Here is a 13,786-nt window from a genome sequence, read left to right as displayed (position 1 = left end):
GGATGGAGGAGATTATTGCTGAGATTCAAGGGCGCTAGTAGCGATTCCTGCCCTTCTTAGTGAAGGACCCCTGTTGAACGAGCCTCGCTGCGAACGGCAAGCCCAGCGTAAACGGGTCCGAAGCCAAACCATATCAGTGAAGCACGCTGCAGACTGCGAACAGCATCGCCGCGCCGAGGATTACCGAAGTCACCATCGCCGCTCTGGTCGGTCACGCAAGGGTTCGGTGACGAGCAAATACGTCCATACGCTCGACACCGCGCTTATCATGGCTGCGGACACGATCTCTGCCTACATTCAAGGGTTCCTTGACGGCATCGAGTTCAAGCAAGCTGCCTACGCGTTGGACCGCGATTCGCGAAAAGCTACGCTCGCCCGTTTCCTGAAGAGGGCATCGTCCGGAGAGCCCGAAGAGCAGCACCGCCTGGCTGCTTAGCGACCCCCTAGGAACCCTAACGTTATTCCACGACTGAGCCCACGTGCCGACTGATAAGCAAGTTATCAAAGCTTATCAGTTGGGGAGGGACCGCCGGCTCGCATGGCAGATGTTACGGAAAGCGGCCACTGGCCGAGTTGCGGCTCCGCGTTCTCCATGAGGTCTACGACCATTCGGACAACCGCTCGGTGCAACTGCTGGCGCTGGGCTCGATGGACGGCATGATGGGCTAGATTGAGCGCGGGACCGCTTCCCGGCCATCCCCGACGCCGCCGGCCGACCAGGCTGGCGGCGTTTTTTTTCGTGCCCGTCCTAGTCGCCCCGTACGATCGCCGTACTGTCTCCGCCCGCCAGGAGCCGCGCACTGCGGCGGGAAGGCCCGCCGCATATGGCTTGACGGACCTTCCTCTCCTTCCCGGCGCGCAACGCGGGTCTGGTTGCGGCATTAACCATGCCTGTTTAAATTGGCGACGATGGATTGCCGTCGAGGGCCGAATGATCTAAGTGTTAGGTCAGCCGCGTTCGCGCGGGTAGACCGGTAGCTATGATGGTCAAGTTACTTTCCGCGCTCGCGCGGGTAGGCCGGTAGCTGTACTACAGGTCAGACTAAGCTCCGCGTTCGCGCGGGTTGACGAAGCCCCGGCCTCACCGCCGGGGTTTTCGGTTTCAGGCCGCCCTCCTCACGCAGCCTCGCCAGCCGAGAGCTGGACGTTAGTCTGTCGGGCGTGCTTGTGCGGCGTCGCCGGATGGATTTTGACTCGGCACACTGCGCTGTTCGAACAACTCAATCGACGGCAAAAGGCAGTGCGTCAGGCAGCGCGCGCGAAACGAGCGGCATGAAAACGAAAAACCCCGGCTTTCGCCGGGGCTTCGTGACCCGCGCGAACGCGGAATAATCAGGCGGATGAAACGCCGTTCACCGCTTGTAGCTTGCCCGGGCGGACCCGGAAAATGAGCCCGAACGTTTCCCTTAAACGTCTCACCGAGCTTACCCGCGCGCACGCGGCTTCTAAAACATACTCATCCGGTGCCGGGCTGCAATGCGCCGCCGGCCAATAAAACCAGCATGGTTACCGCCGCGATGAAAAGCGGCACCAGAAAGTCCATACAGGAGGCAACAAAAGACCGGGCAGCCCTCAGATCAAGTGCGTTTCCGAATCCGCGCAGTGCTGCGACGCGCGAGTAGATGCGCGTTTCGCCATCGGCGCGCAGTCGAGCCACTCTGCCGGATAACCCATCAACCAGGCCGTGAATTCTGGGTGGAGCGCGCCTTGCCTTGCCCTTGTTGTCGACGACCCACTCCAGACCGTCGCCTGCACCTGGTTTTCCAGGCGTGCCTTGTCCGGAGCGTCCGGAGAGCCGCGCCCCCCGTTCGTCGTCACACGAGGCGTTCCCCACAGGCTTGCCTTCACCGCTCCAACGAGATTCGTCCCATGCCCCTTCCGGACGACTGCCGCGCTCTCGCTGTTCGAGCCTCCGCTGCTCGTCGTCGGCGTCGGCCACAAAGTAGATTCTTGCCCGGCGGTGCTCCGCACCCGCGCTCGCGGCTTCCAGCGGAATTGCCCCCACGGCGTATTCCATGGAATCCAAGCCACCTCGCACAACATTGAGCCACGCAGTCGCGTCCGCAGACTGTTCTCCAAAGAGGACTGCAGGCCGTCGTGCCTCGATGAGGGATTCGAGGACGGGCCAGAGATGTCGCTCGTCAGCGAATCCTTGCTTTTTACCGGCTCGCGAGAACGGTTGGCACGGGGCCGATGCGGTCCAGACCGGTCGATCGTCCCGCCAGCCAACTTGTCGTAAGGCGGCCGGCCATCCACCGATGCCGGCGAAGAAGTGGCACTGAACGAAGTTTTTAAGGTCGTCCGGACGCACGTCGCGGACGTCGCGTCGATCGACATAGCCGGCAGGAATAGATCCAGCTGCAATGAGTCCTTCGAGCCAATCGGCCGCTTTCGAATCATGCTCATTGTAATATGTGCCTTTGCAAGTCATGGCTCACTTCCGCAGCCAAGCCCGCAAAAGCGCAAGATGTTTATGGCGAGTTGGCTTCCCTACGCCGCTAACCATTCCACTCGGCGAGGCCGGTTGACCGACTAGCCGAGTGAAAGTCGAGGAAGTATTGCGCCCGGAGGAAGAAGGAAATGACCGCGACCCCTCATTTTGCTGGGGTTTCTGCCATTCCCTCGGACTTTCCCTCACTCGCTGAGTGAAAGCTTGAGTGAAAGTCGGCCATCGGCGAGGGAATTCGTTGTCCCCGCAATTCTGCTGCGATCAGAGCCTCTAGGTGGCGAATTCCAGGTGCGCACCTGCTGCATCGGCCCGTGCGGACCAATCTGCGGCATCCGTCGTTCAAGGGGCTGGCGCAGGACTAGCCGGCACCGGGCTCCAACCCGGCCGCAATGAAGAGCGCCGTCATCACGATCAGGGTGAAGATCGGCACCAGGATCATCATGCAGGCGGCGACGAATTTCGACGCCGGCCTTGAGGTCGACCGCGTTGCCGAATCCCGTCCCAATGTTTGGCTTCGCCCGCGATATAAAGAAACAACTCCAACGTCCTCGGCTCGAGGTTGATGTCCCGTGGGACCGAGTCGAGACAGTGAGCGGCAAGGTCTCAATCGTCACCATGCACCTTGCAAAAGGCCTGGAATTTCGCACCGTCGTCGTGATGGCCTGCGACGACGAAATCATTCCGTCGCAGGAGCGTATCGAAGCTGTAGGCGATGATGCGGATTTGCAGAAAGTCTATGACACCGAGCGCCGGTTGCTTTATGTGGCTTGCACCCGTGCGCGAGATTATCTGTTGGTTTCGGGTGTCGATCCCGTATCAGAGTTTCTAGACGAGGGCTGCCAACAACCAATTAGGACCTGCCCTGGCGGCGCTCCGAGCTGGATGCGCTATTTTGATCTTGGTTTCCACTTCATGGCGGTTTTGGCCACGCAGCCTTCAGGCATTTTTCCTTGACCGGCTTCAACAAAGCCTAAGTGACGCATAAGACCGGCTTGAATATAGCCGGCATTTAGAGTGCCCCCATCATGAGGACCATATTGATCTCCCAGCTCCGCACTGATGAGCGGGTCTACGCCCGCAAGAGCCGGAAGACCTTTCTCAGTGGCTGCCAATGCTGCGGCCCGACCTTCGGTCCCCCACACTATTTCAACCATTTTTAGATAGGCCGGATCGTCCGACAACATATGTCCCGAACTCATCGACAGACCGGATGCTTCGATGAGGTCAATTATCTCCTGCCCGCCTTCCTCACGGCGCTTCACCGCATTCTGATAGAGGGTGGTCCGCTGCTCCGGTGTCATGTTCTTCAAATCTTCAATCGTAAATTTCTTCATTGTCGATACCCCTTCCCGACGACTAGCCAAATATATGCAGTGAGGTAAGATTGTACAGAAATCTTCTATCGTAGGAAGGCGCCGCCACACCTCACGACATCCGGTCCGATAATTCGCGTGTTCTGAATAATGGAGACTTGCTTTGGCACGGACCAGCGAAACCCACCCGCTTGAGATAGCCCAGGTGCAGGCGACGTCAGCACATGGCCGGATCGGCATCACTTTCTGCCCAGGAAAGTACCAGTTGGATGCCGCGACTGGGGCCTGGCATCGGAATCTCGACCTCGATCTCGATACGATTAGAGAGTGGGGAGCAAAGCTGGTCCTGACACTAGTGGAGCAGAAAGAGTTAAAGCAGCTACGAGTAGCTCGGCTGGGTGACGCTGTGCGATCTCGCGGTATGCTGTGGCTGCACCTTCCAATCAAGGACTATCACACACCTACCGCGGCATTCGAGAAGGATTGGGTGACGCATGGAACACGCGTGCGGCAACTGTTGCGTGGCGGCTCTGACATTGTGGTTCATTGTAAAGGCGGACTCGGACGAGCTGGGATGATCGCAGCACGTCTGCTAGTCGAGCTCGGCGTTACGCCGGAAGAGGCAATAAGCCTTGTCCGCGCTGCGCGTAAAGGCGCGATTGAGACCACCGATCAGGAAGAAGTCGTCCGGCAGACCAAAGCGATCCCTTGAGAGCTAACGATCTTGGAGATGAAGCTTGGATTGGTTTGAGAAGCTGACGGGATTTCGAGAGATAGACTATGCCGGCACGCGCGCTAAGCTTGCGGTCGAAGGGCAGCAACTGAAATCCCTGCCAAATGGGAAAAGCTACAGGGCCGGAGAGCTGGAACTGGTATCGCTAGAAACACTCCGCCAGCGAGCGCGATCTGGTTGTAACCAATCGGGTCGGCTCAATGTAGCCTTGGTGACCGGCGACGTGCGGGAGATGCACAGGCGGCCTGAGTACGTGGGTGCGCTGTTCCAAGTGGCTTCCCAGTTCAACCTGCTCGAGATGACGGGGCCGAACGTAACGCCGGAAGATGGCGTCACAATATATCAATACGACCGAACTCAGGGCCCGGCTTGTGCGATAGCCGCCGGCGCAGCCACGATCTATCGCAACTACTTTGCCAGAGTTGGCGCTGCCGAGGGCCAAACGAAGGAACGACAGCTTGATGGGTTGGCTGATATTGGAGCGGCCTTGAGCAAGGCTCTGGGTAGGCCGATTGAGGCATTCTGGAAGATGAAGAATGGCTACGCTCAATGCAGCCAAAGTGGACTTGATGCCATCGCGGAATATCTTCGTGATGCTCCGTCGGACCAGGTCGAAACGTTGCGTGGAAAGCTGCGCATCGGCCTCCACACTGACGTAGAGGTCACCGACGCAAGGGACAAGCTTCCCGCGCCAATCGTCTCGCAAGCATTCTGCTCCGCCCTCCCGGTGAGTTACAACGGCCATATACCTTCGGGCCATTGGAAGGCATTTGCTTCTCTAGTTCTGGAGGCGGCCTATGAAGCAACAATGTGGGCAGCGGTCCTGAATGCTCAGCGCGGCGCATCAAACATCGTTCTGCTCACGAGTTTGGGCGGGGGCGCGTTTGGCAACGATGAAGCTTGGATAAATGGCGCGTTGCGACGGGCTCTTAAAATGATGACTGGATTCAGACTTGATGTGATGATTGTTAGCTTTGGAGCACCTACACGCGGGTTTGCCCAGATAGTGAAAGAATTTGAGCTGTAGCGAGCATTTATGACACCGATCGGCGCCCGGAGCCCACGCCGATTCACGCTCGATGCGGCTGTAACGTTTTTCCCAGTCCGTGGAACGAGATACGGTCGGATCGCCATGCCCGGAGATGCGGCCACCGGAGCTTCGAATTGCGCTTCGAGCCGGTTGCACGTCGAACCCGTCCGTGGCTTGCCGCCTGACGCCATCCTCCGTTTCGCAGGACGTACGCGCGGTCCGCGGACGCGACCGATGGGCTCGATGACGCCGTTCGAGGCTGCCGGTTTCCGAACTTCGGGCCGGTGCCGGAGGACGCGCCGCTCGGTCAGGCGACGGATGCCGTCATGCGGCGGATCGCGTCACGTCGGGCAGAGCGGAATCCTTTTCGAGGTTGTGGATGGTGACCGTCGGTTCGACCGACTTGGCGATCTCGCACAGATGCCGGTGATGAGTGAAGTAGACGACCTGGCCTGCGCCAGCCATGCCGGCAAGCAGCCTGAAGGCCTCTTCGGCGCGGAAGTCGTCGAACGTTTCCATGATGTCGTCGGCGAGAAAAGGCGGCGGCGCATGTGCTCGGACGAACTCGTGATAGCCGGCTACCCGCAACGCCAGGTACAGCTGGAACCGCGTTCCCTTCGAAAGCTCCGAAGCGATCTTCGAGCTGCCGTCCGCGCCGTTCGCGATCAGGATTTCGCTTCCGCCGGAGGACTGGGTGACGAGCTTCGAATACGCTCCGCGGCTGATCAGCGCAAAGGATTCTGAGGCGCGAGCCATCATCGAGCTGCGATGACGGTCCCGGTAGGCGCGCAGCGCGTTGTCGGCGGCCGCGGCACCCAGCCTGAGTTTGAGATAGGCGACGGCTTTGTCTTCGATGGTCAGCAGCGTCGTACGCCGCTTCGCGTCGATGGCCGCGACGGAGCCATCGCCGCCGACTGCGGCGATCCTGTCCTCTGCCTTGTTTTTCGCGGCGAAAAGATCGCGAGTCCGGTTGTCTTGGTCCTCATACCGCGCCTTCCGTTCGATCAGTTCGGCTTCGAGCGATCCTCGATCCAGCGCGTCGAGAACGTTCTCGGCCTCTTCGATCGTCTCGAGCTGCATCGCCGCGAGGATCTCTTCGCGCACCGCGTTCAGACGCGAGGCGATGTCGGATCTGCTCGCGATGGCGCGCAGGCAGCCGTCGACTTCGGCAAGGGTGCAGACACCGCATAGATCCGTCATCTGCTGTGTCAGCGCTTGCACCATCGCCGAGTCGTCCGCGAGCCGGCACGCTTTCTCCTGTTCGGTCAGAAGTCGGGCTTCGATTTCCTGTCGGCGATCGCGTGTTCTGGCAGCATCCGCGACGCTCCCGAGAATGGCTTGGCAAAGGCCAATGACGTCGGACGGTCTGGAAGGCAGCCCGATCAACGCGGCGAGAGCCTCGACCTCGGCCCGGAATTGGGCTTGGTCCCGCTCCATCTTCGCGACGCGATCGGTCAAACCGGCCTTCTTCTCAAGGACGGAGCCCAGATCCGCGAGCGCTTCCAAGGTTTCTCGCACCACAACGGTCGCAGGCGCAACGTCCCCTTCGCCGAGCCAGCACGTCCCGCAGGCATGGCGCCATTCGCTGCTCCACTTTTCGTCGTTCAGTCGCGCGTCCGAGAGCTTCCGTTCGCGGGACTTCAGCTCGCGCCGGCGATCGTCGACTGAAGTCCGCAAGGCCGCGGCGTCTACCGCACGGTCCAGCGCCGCTTGACCGGCCGCCAACATAGCAGGGACATCGTCGTGCTGCGGGAGCGGAACGCCCGCCGAGCGGAGCGCATCTGCCATGCGCTCCCGCGAATGAGACGCGTCGGCATGCGCTTGCCTCAACTCTCGTTCGGCCGATGCCAGTCTTCCGCGGACTTCGATCGCCCGGTCGCGCTTCCGGAGCCAAAGCTTCAGGCCGGCGAGACCCCTCGTCTCGTCGAGCCCACCTACGATCTCGACGACGGATCGTCTGATTTCCTCGGCGATCGCCGCGCGCCGTCGAACAGTTTCCTGCAACCTCTGACGGGTCTGCTCCAGAGCGTTCCTGACCTCGCCCCGGACCATCAGCGCTCGATTTAGCTCGGCGACGCCCTCGATATGGCCGAACCGCTGTTCCGTGACGAGGTCGAATTTCCGCATTTCGGTCTCGAAGGCCGCGGCCGTCGTCGCGTCCAGCGCGTTTTTGTGAGCCGCCCACGCGGCTTCGCGGGCGGACCTGGCCGCCCCCGCTTCCTGGTCGCTGACGACGCCTGCGGCGGAGCCGAGAGCTTCGATCTTGCCGTCGAGTTGTGCCGCCTCGGCACTTAGGCGATCGACTTCTCCCTGCCGCCGGCCGAGGTCCCCGGAAAGCTCCGCATCTGCCGATGCCCAATGCTCGAGTTGGTCCGGCGCAGGAACCGGTATGCTGAGAAGAGCGTCTCCATCGCCCTCCCAAGGGCTCAGCTCGATCAGGCAGTCGGCCATTTCGTCAGCACGCTCCTGGCGGATGCGATCGGCCGCTCGCAAGCGCGCCGAGTCGTCGCTCTGGCGAGCAACGCCCATTGCCGCGGCCAACGACCGGCTCGTCGTCGCATCGAGGCCGCCGTCGTCCGTTCCGAGCCTTTCCTCGGCCTCCGTGAGAGCGTTGCGGGCTTTTTCGAGTTCGGCCTCGGCTCCCGCGAGCGCGGCTTCGACGCCCGACCGTCGTTCGATCAGCTTGCGAAGTTCTCCCGTGACCGTGGTCGACAGGACGAGACGCCTTGGGTCCGCTTCAGTCGCACGGTCGATGCGCGATAGGATGCGCGCGACCGTCTGCTCCGCGAGACTCAATTGGAGGCGCCGGTCGGGCAGGTCCTTTTCCGCCGTCACGTATCGTGCGCGTACGTCGGTCAACAGTTCGGCGCGGGATTTGAGACCATAAACCGGGTGGTTTACGGCGAGTCCTTCGAGTTCGCGCGTCAGATCCTCGATCGCATCGGCCACGGTCTGGGTCTGGGTCGCCAGCTTGGTCTGCTTCGTCATCAGATCCGGGAGATCCGCGGTCCAAGTCGGTGGTGCGTCTGGCAACGCCGCCAGAGGCGCGAACTGCGTGCGGAGACCACGTAGCGAGTGCAGCCGGGGCAGGACGTTGAGAACACGTTGAATCTCGTCGATCCGGGCCTGCGTGCGGCCGCGCTGGGCGAGTGCTTCTTCGTAGGCCTTGGTCGTATCGTCGCGGTCGACGACCAGACGGGAAAACTCGGATGCCAGCGTGTCGATTCCGTCCCGGGTCTCCTTGAGGACCGCAAGCTCCTTCTTGAGGTCGGCGAGAATTCCCGTACGCTTTCCGGATCTGAAGAAGACATCCGCCTCCGCTTGTGCCGAGCCGAGTTGATGGCTGAGATTGGCGAGGCCTGCGGTCGCGGAGAACAGCAGATGACCGAGATCGCCCTTGCTTGCGAGAATGCTTTCGCCTCCGGCCTCCAGCGTCTCGTCGTCCAAGCAGAACATCGTCTGATAAGCGCTTCGGTCGAGCCCTCCTATTTCGCCGAGCAGGCTCGCGTCCGCAATCGGTCGGTCCGCATCGTCCAGAAGGCTGTTCTGCGGGCGCTTGATTCGGGCGAGACTGCGGATCCCGCTGGAATTTTCCACCTCGGCTTCGATCCGCATCGCGGGATAAGGATGGAGGAAGTTGAACCTGCTGTGTGGTTGAATGCCGTAAATCAGATCCAGGCAGGCCGACATGGCGGTCGATTTACCGGCCTCGTTGGGCCCGTACACGATGTGTAAATCGGGGCCGCCGGATTTCCGTTGACCGAAATCGACGACCGCGTCGGTGAATTTGCCGTAACGCCGTAGACCGAGCTTCCTGATGCGCATCAACGTCCTCCATCCGCGCTGCCGGCGGCCAACCGCGCGAGTACCTCTTCCGTACCCTCCGCGACCAGCCGCTCGACGAGCAGGGCTAAACCGCGGTCGTCCGGCGCAAGGGCGCGTCGGCATTCCGGCGGAATTTGCGCGAACAGGTCGCTGACGATGCTGTCCGCCTCCACTCGAAAGGACTCGGAGACGGCGGTCTCTTCGTTCATGGTCCTTCGAAGCACGTCGAGAGGAGCGGCGCTTTCGACCGGGTCGAGGGCCTTCGGCGGTTTACAGTCGATTTCGAGCTTCTCGATCCAGACGTTGCCGATCGCTTCCGCGCGGCTTTCGGCCTCCGTGCGCAGGAGATCCGCATCGCGCCGAATGTTCCAGGCCAGCGGCGTCGTGCCGGAAAAAGCGAGACGAGCGACGACATGGTCGGAAGCCGATTTGTCGGTCGCCTCGCCGAGGGCCGCATCGATCCGGGGCGCGAGATCGGTCCACGAAGCAGCTCCGGCGACGCTGACGGAGACGCGCTCGAATTGCGCGACGCTGACGATGCGCTCGTCGAGAGCGATGGACCCATCGTCTAGGACGCTGACCAGCGTAACGGATTTGGGCCCGCTCTCTCCGATATCGCGTCCTTGCGGAATGCCGGGCATTACAATGGTGCAGGAGCCAGCGGTTGCCGAGCGTTTGTGGATGTGACCCAGCGCCCAATATCGAAATCCGGAATCGGCGAGATCCTTCGTGCTGCACGGCGCATAGACGTCGTGTATCGTCGTTCCGTCCAGGCTGGTATGCATCAGCCCGATGTTGACCGCTCCTTCCGCGGGTGGGCGGTATTTGGCCAAGAGGCCTTCCGGCGCCTGCGGCTTCGCGAAGCTGAGACCGTGCATCACGATCGGTCGGTCTCCGCGACCTCGTGGTATTTCGACGGCTTCGGCCCGGCCGCCGAAAAGGTGAACGCTCTCCGGCAAGACGAGCTCCTTCGTGATCTTCGATAGGGCGTCGTGGTTGCCCCGGATGACGAAGGTCTTGATGTTCGCGGCATGCAGCCGTCGAAGCTGCTCGGCGAGAAAGCGCGCCGTCTTCATGGAGGTTTGTTCGCCGTCGTAGAGATCGCCGGCGAGGAGGAGTGCGTCCACCTGCTCATCGATGCACAGCTCGACGATGCGTACCAGGACCTCCCTGCTGGCGTTGCCGACCAGCTCGGCGAGCCCGGAATTCCGTAGAGCCAGCGAGCGCAGCGGCGAATCCAGGTGGATATCGGCGGCGTGGACGAAGCGGTAGGCAGGCATCTCGATGTCTCATCCTGTTCGCGTTATCAGCGGGGCTCCAAGCACCACACGTTGAATAAATTCTTATGGAGTTACACATTCGCAAGTAGTGAAACCGGGCGTTCGTGGTTCAGCGTCCGCCGTCGGCGATGAACAACTTCCCGCGCCTTTGTAGTGTTCGCGTTGGTTGCGATAAACTGAAGATTGCAACTTATCCCTCTATTCCTCGAAGCTCCGCGCGAGGGCGGCCGGTGCTTCGAACCCGGACCGCCGAAAGACCTCTCACGATCGGTCGCGAGGGGCCATCTGTCCCTCGCCGTATGCTGCGGCCGTAGCGAAAAGCACTATGTCCGTCTCTTCGCGATACACGACGCTGCGATGTTGAAGCGCCCTCAGATCCAAGTTGCAGACGCTGGCTCGCTTGCCGTCGACTACCAGGCGGACGATCTGTGCGACGAGGGCCGCCGATGCCGCGGCGCCGACGAACGGTGCGCCCACGGCGACCTCCGCAAGCCGTGCCAGCCCGCATTCGTCGAGCTCGCCGCGCGTTCGAAGATCCTCGTAGGACGGGGGCCTGCCGGCCTCGAAATTTGCGACCGGTTCTTCGTCGTCCCGCGGCCAAGTCGCTTCGGCGCTGACGGGCCCGGGAAAGCTGTGAGTTCGGATCAGCCGGAAGTCCTCGACGCCGGCTCCGAGCCCGGCCTCGAAGACGGTCGCGAACCCTGCACCTTCCAGGATTCTGCGCGCGTCCGGATTGTCGACGCCGCAAAGAGCGAGAAGGGGTTCGCCATGCCTCACTCGAAGATCCCGATCGAACCGTCGTTCCACGAGCCTCGTCACGAATCCGCATCGCTCCGCCCATTGCGAGCAGACCCTCGCCTTCGACCGCTTGTCGTCGTTCGCACGCGTGAGGATGGATGTGCTTTCGGTCGAACGCCCGACGACGTCGTCGTCCTGAAGGTACATCCGCACGCACGAGGGGTCGGCGAAGTTCAATAGGCCGATCGTCCAGAGAAACGCCTGGCCGAGGTGTCCGAGACCGATAAGCCAGAAGTCTGCCGGCAGAGCTGTGGGTCGAGGACCGTCCGAAGCCACCGACCGCCAGTTGGCCGACGTCGCCTGATCCCACAGCGACAGGCCGATCGCGCGGTGACCGGCCATCGGCTCGCCGTTGACATGCGCGAACACTTCCGACACGGCCAAAGCGCCGGCCAGGACGCCCGACGGAGTGAATTCGATACTCTCGTCGAGCCCGGGCGCACCAGAGGGCACGACACCGGATCGCCACCCATCGAAGGTCGTATTGATGGCGAAGCGCGAGTGGACGACCGGAGCGGACTCGCCGATGCCGACGATCGGAACGCCTTCGGGTATGTCGGCGACAATGATGCCGCGAAGCTCCCGGACCGCGTCCGTCAGGAGAGGCCCCTCCGCGACCCGCGAAAGCAACGGCGCATCGAGCACGCCGGACACGGAAACGCCACCGAGAAAGGTGCGCCGTCCGCAGTTGAGAGCCGTCAGAAACGCTGCCTGCTGCGTCGGGCTCTTGGAGGCCGCCTCCCCGACGACCAGGTGCATGCGAAACCCGCGCAGCTTTTCGGTCGCCTCTTCAGCCGTCGATGCGGCGCCGTTGTCCATGAAGAGCTTGGCGGACCTGTTGAGCTCGTCGATGATTTGCTCGGACATGATGTTATCCGTGGATGCTGAGAGCGGGGTGCAGAAGTGACGGACGCGGAGCGTCCCAGCAGAAGCCGCCGAGATACCGATAGAGACCGATCTCCTGGAGCCTGACGGGCTCCGTCGCGAAGCGCGGGATGATCAAGGCGACGTGACCGGGTTCGGCAATCATCGGGTGAAGCCGATCGGACTCGCTTTGGCCTGCTTCGCCCGGATGCGTGTGGACGTCGGCGAGAACGACTTCGCCGCGTTCCCGGCAGATGCGCCACAAGTCACCCATGGAGCCGCCGTCTATCACGATGATGCCGGTGTCGAAGGCCGCCGGATCGATCTCATCGTAGAAGACGATCGATGTGATCCGCCGCGATGTTCCGACCGGCCCCAGCAGGAACGCGCCGCTTTCCCTCCGTCCAAGGCCACGAGCGCGGAGACCGGCGAGAAGGTCCTGCCAGAGAAGGGGAGCGATGGACAGATCAGGCGGCCGGCCGAACAGGCGTGCAATAACCAGACGAATTGAGCAGATCATGGACGATCTCCAAGTAGTGGATGATGCCGCGCACTGGCGGCCAGAGCAGTTCGGGAAGCTGCATGACCCATTGGTCGTGGCCGGGGAGGGCAAGGCGGTCGCAGGGAAGGTAGAGTGCGGCTTCATTCCAATTCGGATTGAACACTGCCGCGAATCTGCCAGAGCCTTTGGGCCAGAGCGGGCCTGGAAGGGGGGCGCCGGTCTCGACTGCGCAAGGTCTGGCGTTCGGCGGCCGGGCCGGATAGCCCTCGACGAGGAAGCGAAAGCCCCACTCGGTTCCGTCGCGCGCTTTGACGCTGATGTCGACGTGCGGCCACGCGATGCGGAGCACGCGCCAGTGCCCCTTCATGACCGCGATCTGGAAGTCGGGGCGCTCCGCGTGCATGCGGAACGCCCGTTCGTCGGCGCCGACGGAGGTATCCATCAGCCTTGCACCAGCTTCTTGCGCACGAGGTCGAAGCTCACGGTGCAGCCGTGCGCGACGAGACTGCCGAGATGACTGCTCAACGGCGGCTGGACCCGGGTAGCGCTGATCTGGAGAACGTGCTCCTCGGCCTCCTCCTTGCCGAGGCGGGCCTTCTGGACCGCCCATTGCGTGAGGCGTGCGACGGTCGTCGACGGCGCGAAGTGATCGCGGAACGTCTCGGTCTTGTAGTGGACGGTTACATCGACCCGGCGGCACCGATGCGCATGGAAGATCGGATTTTCGTGGCCATGGATCGGGTGATGATGGTCCAGCGGTTCATCATGACCTTCCTTGAAGATGAGGAGCTCCGCGGTGTCGACGCCGCGGCCTTCGAGCAGGCGGAGCAGGTCGGCGACGACCGCCGCCTCCTCCAACTCGAGACGGTCGAGAGGCATGGCTTCGACCGATACGAAGATAATCGTTTTCATGTTTTCGATCCCGTGTTCGGAGCCGGCGATGGCCGCTCTTAAGCACTGGATCGGGTGACGGGAGGAAAAGCGGAAAGGGT

Annotated in this window: 12 protein-coding genes and 1 pseudogene; 4 read left to right on the top strand and 9 right to left on the bottom strand. The window is 62.0% G+C overall.

Annotation, left to right across the window (positions count from 1 at the left end; all coding sequences use genetic code 11):
• Positions 1–182 precede the first annotated feature (182 nt).
• A pseudogene (locus AC0L3K_RS12160) lies at positions 183–436 on the top strand (integrase); the annotation flags it as partial.
• Between the two features lie 1,020 nt (positions 437–1,456).
• On the opposite strand, the gene AC0L3K_RS12155 reads toward AC0L3K_RS12160, so the two are convergent.
• Positions 1,457–2,431 carry a DNA cytosine methyltransferase gene (locus tag AC0L3K_RS12155; protein WP_473366085.1) on the bottom strand — a complete coding sequence of 325 codons (975 nt, stop codon included), beginning with the start codon at positions 2,429–2,431 and terminating at the stop codon, positions 1,457–1,459.
• A 376-nt stretch (positions 2,432–2,807) separates the two neighbouring features.
• Entirely contained in the window at positions 2,808–2,954 is a 147-nt protein-coding gene (locus tag AC0L3K_RS12150; RefSeq protein ID WP_473366084.1) for a hypothetical protein, read from the bottom strand.
• An 83-nt stretch (positions 2,955–3,037) separates the two neighbouring features.
• On the opposite strand from AC0L3K_RS12150, the gene AC0L3K_RS12145 reads away from it, so the two are divergent.
• Positions 3,038–3,403, top strand: coding sequence for a 3'-5' exonuclease (locus AC0L3K_RS12145; RefSeq protein WP_473366083.1), 366 nt, complete (start codon positions 3,038–3,040; stop codon positions 3,401–3,403).
• Here the strand turns inward: AC0L3K_RS12145 and AC0L3K_RS12140 are convergent.
• Complete coding sequence (locus tag AC0L3K_RS12140; protein ID WP_473366082.1) at positions 3,337–3,783, bottom strand: hypothetical protein; 447 nt, start codon at positions 3,781–3,783, stop codon at positions 3,337–3,339. The genes AC0L3K_RS12145 and AC0L3K_RS12140 overlap by 67 nt on opposite strands.
• 142 nt (positions 3,784–3,925) lie before the next feature.
• Between AC0L3K_RS12140 and AC0L3K_RS12135 the strand changes: the two genes are divergently transcribed.
• Both AC0L3K_RS12135 and AC0L3K_RS12130 read left to right on the top strand, forming a co-directional pair.
• Positions 3,926–4,474 carry a cyclin-dependent kinase inhibitor 3 family protein gene (locus AC0L3K_RS12135; RefSeq protein ID WP_473366081.1) on the top strand — a complete coding sequence of 183 codons (549 nt, stop codon included), beginning with the start codon at positions 3,926–3,928 and terminating at the stop codon, positions 4,472–4,474.
• Between the two features lie 25 nt (positions 4,475–4,499).
• Positions 4,500–5,522 carry a hypothetical protein gene (locus AC0L3K_RS12130; RefSeq protein WP_473366080.1) on the top strand — a complete coding sequence of 341 codons (1,023 nt, stop codon included), beginning with the start codon at positions 4,500–4,502 and terminating at the stop codon, positions 5,520–5,522.
• 327 nt (positions 5,523–5,849) lie between these two features.
• On the opposite strand, the gene AC0L3K_RS12125 is transcribed toward AC0L3K_RS12130, so the two are convergent.
• The 6 genes from AC0L3K_RS12125 to AC0L3K_RS12100 form a co-directional block, all read right to left on the bottom strand.
• The gene (locus tag AC0L3K_RS12125; protein WP_473366079.1) at positions 5,850–9,350 is read right to left on the bottom strand and encodes an ATP-binding protein; all 3,501 of its coding nucleotides are present in this window, start codon (positions 9,348–9,350) and stop codon (positions 5,850–5,852) included.
• Complete coding sequence (locus AC0L3K_RS12120; RefSeq protein WP_473366078.1) at positions 9,350–10,630, bottom strand: metallophosphoesterase family protein; 1,281 nt, start codon at positions 10,628–10,630, stop codon at positions 9,350–9,352. The genes AC0L3K_RS12125 and AC0L3K_RS12120 overlap by 1 nt, the downstream gene beginning before the upstream one ends.
• 261 nt (positions 10,631–10,891) lie before the next feature.
• Positions 10,892–12,247, bottom strand: coding sequence for a hypothetical protein (locus AC0L3K_RS12115; RefSeq protein ID WP_473366077.1), 1,356 nt, complete (start codon positions 12,245–12,247; stop codon positions 10,892–10,894).
• A gap of 52 nt (positions 12,248–12,299) precedes the next feature.
• Complete coding sequence (locus AC0L3K_RS12110; protein ID WP_473366076.1) at positions 12,300–12,812, bottom strand: hypothetical protein; 513 nt, start codon at positions 12,810–12,812, stop codon at positions 12,300–12,302.
• Positions 12,760–13,236 carry a DUF7665 family protein gene (locus AC0L3K_RS12105; RefSeq protein WP_473366075.1) on the bottom strand — a complete coding sequence of 159 codons (477 nt, stop codon included), beginning with the start codon at positions 13,234–13,236 and terminating at the stop codon, positions 12,760–12,762. The genes AC0L3K_RS12110 and AC0L3K_RS12105 overlap by 53 nt, the downstream gene beginning before the upstream one ends.
• Complete coding sequence (locus AC0L3K_RS12100) at positions 13,236–13,706, bottom strand: hypothetical protein (protein ID WP_473366074.1); 471 nt, start codon at positions 13,704–13,706, stop codon at positions 13,236–13,238. The genes AC0L3K_RS12105 and AC0L3K_RS12100 overlap by 1 nt, the downstream gene beginning before the upstream one ends.
• Positions 13,707–13,786 lie beyond the last annotated feature (80 nt).

Source organism: Bradyrhizobium sp. MI1.10, assembly GCF_055811035.1.
The sequence above is the reverse complement of the archived record's forward strand: the minus strand, read 5'-3'. Positions and strand labels throughout refer to the sequence as shown.